The organism is Candidatus Magnetaquicoccus inordinatus, from assembly GCF_004217665.1.
GTDB lineage: Bacteria > Pseudomonadota > Magnetococcia > Magnetococcales > Magnetaquicoccaceae > Magnetaquicoccus > Magnetaquicoccus inordinatus.
Genome location: NZ_RXIU01000238.1, coordinates 1 through 5330 on the forward strand (window position 1 = coordinate 1; position 5330 = coordinate 5330).

Annotated in this window: 4 protein-coding genes and 1 pseudogene; 3 read left to right on the forward strand and 2 right to left on the reverse strand. The window is 51.1% G+C overall.

The window, feature by feature from the left end; all coding sequences use genetic code 11:
* Positions 1-182: pseudogene (locus EJP87_RS13720) on the reverse strand (cytosolic protein); the annotation flags it as partial.
* A gap of 484 nt (positions 183-666) precedes the next feature.
* Positions 667-1176: a hypothetical protein gene (locus EJP87_RS13725; RefSeq protein WP_130472435.1), complete on the reverse strand. Its 510-nt coding sequence runs from the start codon at positions 1174-1176 to the stop codon at positions 667-669.
* Between the two features lie 478 nt (positions 1177-1654).
* On the opposite strand from EJP87_RS13725, the gene EJP87_RS13730 reads away from it, so the two are divergent.
* The 3 genes from EJP87_RS13730 to queF form a co-directional block, all read left to right on the forward strand.
* Positions 1655-4078, forward strand: coding sequence for a heavy metal translocating P-type ATPase (locus EJP87_RS13730; protein ID WP_130472436.1), 2424 nt, complete (start codon positions 1655-1657; stop codon positions 4076-4078).
* Complete coding sequence (locus EJP87_RS13735) at positions 4071-5009, forward strand: NUDIX hydrolase (protein WP_130472437.1); 939 nt, start codon at positions 4071-4073, stop codon at positions 5007-5009. Before EJP87_RS13730 ends, EJP87_RS13735 begins: the two co-directional genes overlap by 8 nt.
* Positions 5006-5330 (forward strand): preQ(1) synthase (queF, locus tag EJP87_RS13740; RefSeq protein WP_130472438.1); only part of this gene is annotated, 325 nt, incomplete at its 3' end. The genes EJP87_RS13735 and queF, both read left to right, overlap by 4 nt.

A 5330-nucleotide genomic window follows, 5' to 3' on the forward strand; every position in this document is an offset into this window, starting at 1 on the left:
AGTTCACCACCATCCAGCAACCATACTTTGCTTAACAGATCCAGGCGACGATTGGCGGAGTCAGCCTCCCGGGTAATACGATCCAGCTCCTTGTCCAAAAATTCTGGATCATTTTGCCAGTCAATCTCCTGCTCTGCTTGTGGCAGAAAAAACGCCAAAAACTCCCGGAAATAGGGTTTCACAATCGCTTTCCAGGGAGAATCATATTCATCTGACTGGTTGTGATTGGGCGTCTCTGTCACATCCGTATTCCTGTTCACATATCATCTATTAGGTTCATTGGAAATGGGTAAACTGTCCCTCGATTTGCCGTCCAGTTCTAACCCAGGGTTTGGTGAATGGAAAGGGATAATCAGTCATCTTGTTTGTGTGACAATTTGTCAATACCACAGGTTTGTAACATTCAATTTTTTTGCAATCTTATTATAACATTTCATCTCTCCTGTCTTTAAAAAATATAAATATAACAACAATTACAATTGCAAAAATTAGCATATACAAATGCTAATTAATTCACTTTGTTTAATATTATTAATATTTAATTGTCTTGGCACAACAGACTGTTGTATGCCAGTAATTTTTTTTACTTGACAAGCTAAACAAACAAGGCTATTCATACCATCCTCCTTTTTAATTTTTTTATAGTGATTTTAGCGGCTATTGGTGTTACTTGCTATCCTGATTTGATACATTATTCTCATTGTTTTTATTTATGTTTTGATACAAATTCTCCTGAATTTCTTTTAATAATTTATTATTAACAATTATCTCTTGCTTTTTCCAAAAAGCTGGGGCAGAATAACCGATGAGTATCGATAGGGCAATAACTTTTGAAATTGAAGCTGGCCCTTTGTGTATACTTCCAACAAAATATAGCGCAATAATTAATCCAATAATCAATCCTTGAACCAATCTGAGAAAAATCCATTTTACTCTCCCAATAGCATCTATAGACGATAGAATAATAGTACTTCCCTTGCCAGGAATTCTACTTGAACCAATCTCCTGAGAAATAATATTTGCAACACTACCAACACAACCACCAACTGAACATACCAAAACCAACAGAACATCAACGCAAGTAAACTCAAACACAGAAAGAATTTCAAGAAATGTCTGTAAAATGTTTGGCAAACCCGCCAACGGATAACAGGAAAGAGAATGAACTTCGTTCACTTGACACCCATACAATATCATTGTGACAATGATAAATAATTAAACATCATAATCAACCACGCGCAGTTGGTAGTTTACCATCTAAGACATATAATGTCAATTGTTAAATCATATAAAGTTTTCGTCTTTCCAAAAAGAATTAAACAAGTGGTGAGACAGTGTTTATAAACGTAACTTGTTGCAATATAATAAAATTTTACAGTTCCAATGGTCTGGATTGCTCATTCCAAACTCCTCAGCCTCGCTGTCTCTGGGGAAAAATAATCCCGTATATCCCTACATAGTTTCCTCCCATGAAATCCCCCCAACCCCGGCAGAAGGATTGCATTTTTCCCAAGAGCTTGTTACAACTGCCGCCGCATGGCCTGGAAACCAAATGGCTCATGGAATGTCCAATGAGCAGCGCTGTTTGATCAACCTGCCGTGCCGAACAGATCCGCATTCCTTGGCACAGCCAAAAGCTTGTGAAAGAAAATTCATGTCTTCCTTACCCATGACTCTACCGGTCAGTGGTCTCTCCTGTGGATCCTGCGCCGCACGTCTGCAACGCCATCTGGAGCAGGTGTCCGGCATCACCCAGGCTCAGGTCAACCTGGCTACCGCCCAGGCCACTGTGCACAGCTCCCTGCCTCTGGATGCGATCATCACGGCAGTGGAAAAAGCCGGTTTTCGGGTTCCAGAACAAAAGGCCACCTTGACCATTCGCGGCCTCTCGTGCGCCTCTTGTGTGCGCCGTGCCGAAACCGCTCTGGCGCAACTCACTGGCATCAGACAGGTCGAAATCAATCTGGCCAACTCCTCCGTCACCATGAGCTATGTGGCAGAACAGGTCGATTTTCAACAGATGAATCAGGCCGTTCAAGCCATTGGCTTCGAGCTGCTCCCCTCCTCTGAGGCAACCACTCCTGAAGATCGTGCCGAAGAGGAGCGGCAAAAAGAGTATCGCGAGCTGCGCCAGCGACTCACTATTAGTGGTGTGCTCCTGGCGGTGCTGCTGCTGCTCGATCATGGCGCCATGATGGGCATGCAGCATTGGCTGGATCATCGCCTTAACCATCTCCTGCAGGCATTAGTAACTACACCACTGCAATGGTGGGTCGGCTGGTATTTTCACCGCAGCACCCTGACCTTGCTGCGCCACGGGGCGGTCAATATGCACACCCTGGTCAGCATCGGCACCTTCAGCGCCTATGGCTACTCGCTGCTGGTCCTGCTCTTCCCGGAGTGGTTTTACAGCAGCGGCATGCAGGCGGAAGTCTATTTTGAAACAGCAGGCTCCATTATCGTCTTGATCCTGTTGGGACGCTTTCTGGAAGCACGAGCCCGTGGTCGCACCTCTCAAGCGATTCGACAACTGGTGGGGCAGGTGCCCAAACAGGCACGGGTGATGCGCGGCAACGAGGAAATCGAGATCCCCCTGGCTCATGTTCTGCCGGGTGATCGGGTGGTGATTCGCCCCGGCGAACGGGTGCCTGTGGATGGTACCGTGCTGGAAGGAGAATCCACCATCGATGAATCGATGATCACCGGCGAATCGATTCCAGTGCTGCGCCGCCCCGGTGATCCGCTCATCGGTGGCACAGTCAACGGTCGGGGTGCATTGCTCTGCACCGCCACGCGGGTGGGACAGAGCACCCTGTTGGCACAAATTGTCGCTTTGGTGCGCCAGGCGCAACAGGCGAAACCGCCCATTGCCCATCTGGCCGACCGCATCGCCGCCATCTTTGTCCCAGTGGTGCTGTTGATCGCCAGCCTCACCTTTTTGGCCTGGTGGTATTGGGGAGCAGAACCCTCCCTGACCCATGCCCTGCTCAGTGCCGTGGCGGTCTTGATCATCGCCTGTCCCTGTGCCTTGGGTCTGGCAACACCCACCTCTATCCTGGTCGGCACCGGACGCGGTGCGGAACTGGGAATCCTGATTCGTGGCAATGCTGCTCTGGAAACCGCCCATCGTCTGAGCTGCGTGGTCTTTGATAAAACCGGCACTCTGACCACTGGCAAACCTACCGTCACCGATTGGAGCGGCAGCCCGGAAGATCTGGCTTTCGTGGCCACTGCCGAGCGCTCCTCTGAACATCCCATCGCAGCGGCCATTGTCGCCTATGCCAAACAGGAAAAACTTGCTCTGCACAAATGCGAAACCTTTGCTGCCCTGCCCGGACAAGGTGTGCAGGCCAGCATTGCTGGTCGAGAGGTGCTGGTGGGCACGCAGCGTCTGTTGCACAGCCGACAGATTGTGCTCAACGCTGCAGAAGAGGCGCTGTTGCAACGCCTGGAGCAGGAGGGTAAGACTGCGCTGTTGGCTGCCATCGATGGCAAGGTGGCTGGAGTCTTGGCAGTGGCTGATGTGCTGCGTCCTAGCAGTCAGGCAGCGGTCGCAACCTTGCACAGCGCCGGCATCAAGGTGGCGCTGCTGACCGGTGACAACCGGCGCACCGCTCAGGCCATCGCTGCCCAACTTGCCATTAAAGAGGTCTTGGCGGAGGTGTTGCCAGGAGACAAGGCCAATGAAATTGCCCGGCTGCAACAGGCTGGGGAGGTAGTAGCCATGGTGGGCGATGGCATCAATGATGCGCCCGCTCTGGCCCGCGCTGATGTGGGCATCGCCATGGCGACCGGCACCGATGTGGCCATGGAGGCCGCCGACATCACCTTGATGCACAGCGACCCGCAAGGAGTGGCTTTGGCCATTCAACTCTCCCGCGCCACCATGAACAATATCCGGCAAAATCTGTTCTGGGCCTTTGCCTATAATCTCTTGTTGATTCCTTTGGCGGCTGGTGCCTGGTATCCGCTCTTTGGCTGGCAGCTCTCCCCGGTGATTGCCGCAGCCGCCATGGGCTTGTCCAGTGTCACAGTGGTCAGCAATGCCTTGCGACTGCGTCATTTTCACCATGGATAAACAGAGCCAGATTGCCCGCCTCAACCGGATCTTTCATCTTTTTCTGGGAGAGATCTGCCTGCTGGATTGGAGCAGCGAGGCGCCGGTATTGCAACAGGACCAAGAGCATCCTACCTGTTTTCCAGCGCCCGCAGATTGGCCAGAACCGGCGATCAACGATCTGCACGCTCTGGTCAAGGATGTGTCCTATCCCTGTACACAGTTTTTGTATCAAGAGATCGATTACAAAGGAGTTTTATGGCTGCGTCAGCAAAAATTATTGGCACATACCCCCCCTGCACCACAGGGAGGAGCCTTTTTGCTCGGTGCGGGAGCCCTGCCCTACTGTCGAGAGAGTGCCGAGCTGTTGGTGCAACAGCGCAGTGTACACACCGCCACCTTTCCTGGTGGCTTGCATGTGATCGGGGGCGCCACCTCTCCCCGGCGCCGGGATGGACAACCCCTGGATCGTTCGCTGCAGGAGACCGCGATTCGGGAGATGCGTGAAGAGGCTGGCTTATCGATTGTTTTGCCGCAACAGAGCAGAATGGTCATTGCCATTGAATTTACCTCTGGATTTTTTCATTCTGTCTTTTTGCAGGTGCCAGTGACACGACCGGCTCTCGACCAGATGAAAACCACCTGGGAGGGAGAGCTGTTGCGGGTACCCTTTGCCCAATTGGATCATCTGTTGCTGGCCGAAGGGGCCTATCATAAGCTGCGTTGGGTGCCTTCTGGCATGATGCATCTGTTGTCCTGGTTGGCCTGGGGCGATTTGGATCCGCAATTGCGTTTCGGCGGCAAAGGGCAAACAGCAGGGGAACTTTTTGCGACCATTCTGGAACATTTGGAATATCAACTGAGGGAACAACCAGAAGCTTTGCGTGCCCGCTTTGCTCCGGTTACTCTCTCTTCTTCGCTTGCACTACCCTTTGAGGATCACCAGTCATGATTTTGGAGAGTTTTGCCAATCCCAACCCAGAGCGGGATTATCGTATTGAAATGCGTTGTCCGGAATTTACCTGTTTATGTCCCAAAACCGGACAGCCCGATTTTGCGGAGATCCATATCTCCTATATTCCGGATCAGCTTTGTGTGGAGCTAAAATCGCTGAAGCTCTATCTGTGGAGTTTTCGTGACCAGGGCGCCTTTCATGAAGCGGTCACCAACCGTATTCTCGATGATCTGGTGGCAGCGGTTTCACCCCGTTATCTTGCGGTCAGCGGCCAATTTTTTGTCAGAGGGGGTATCACTACCACCGTGACTGTTGAAT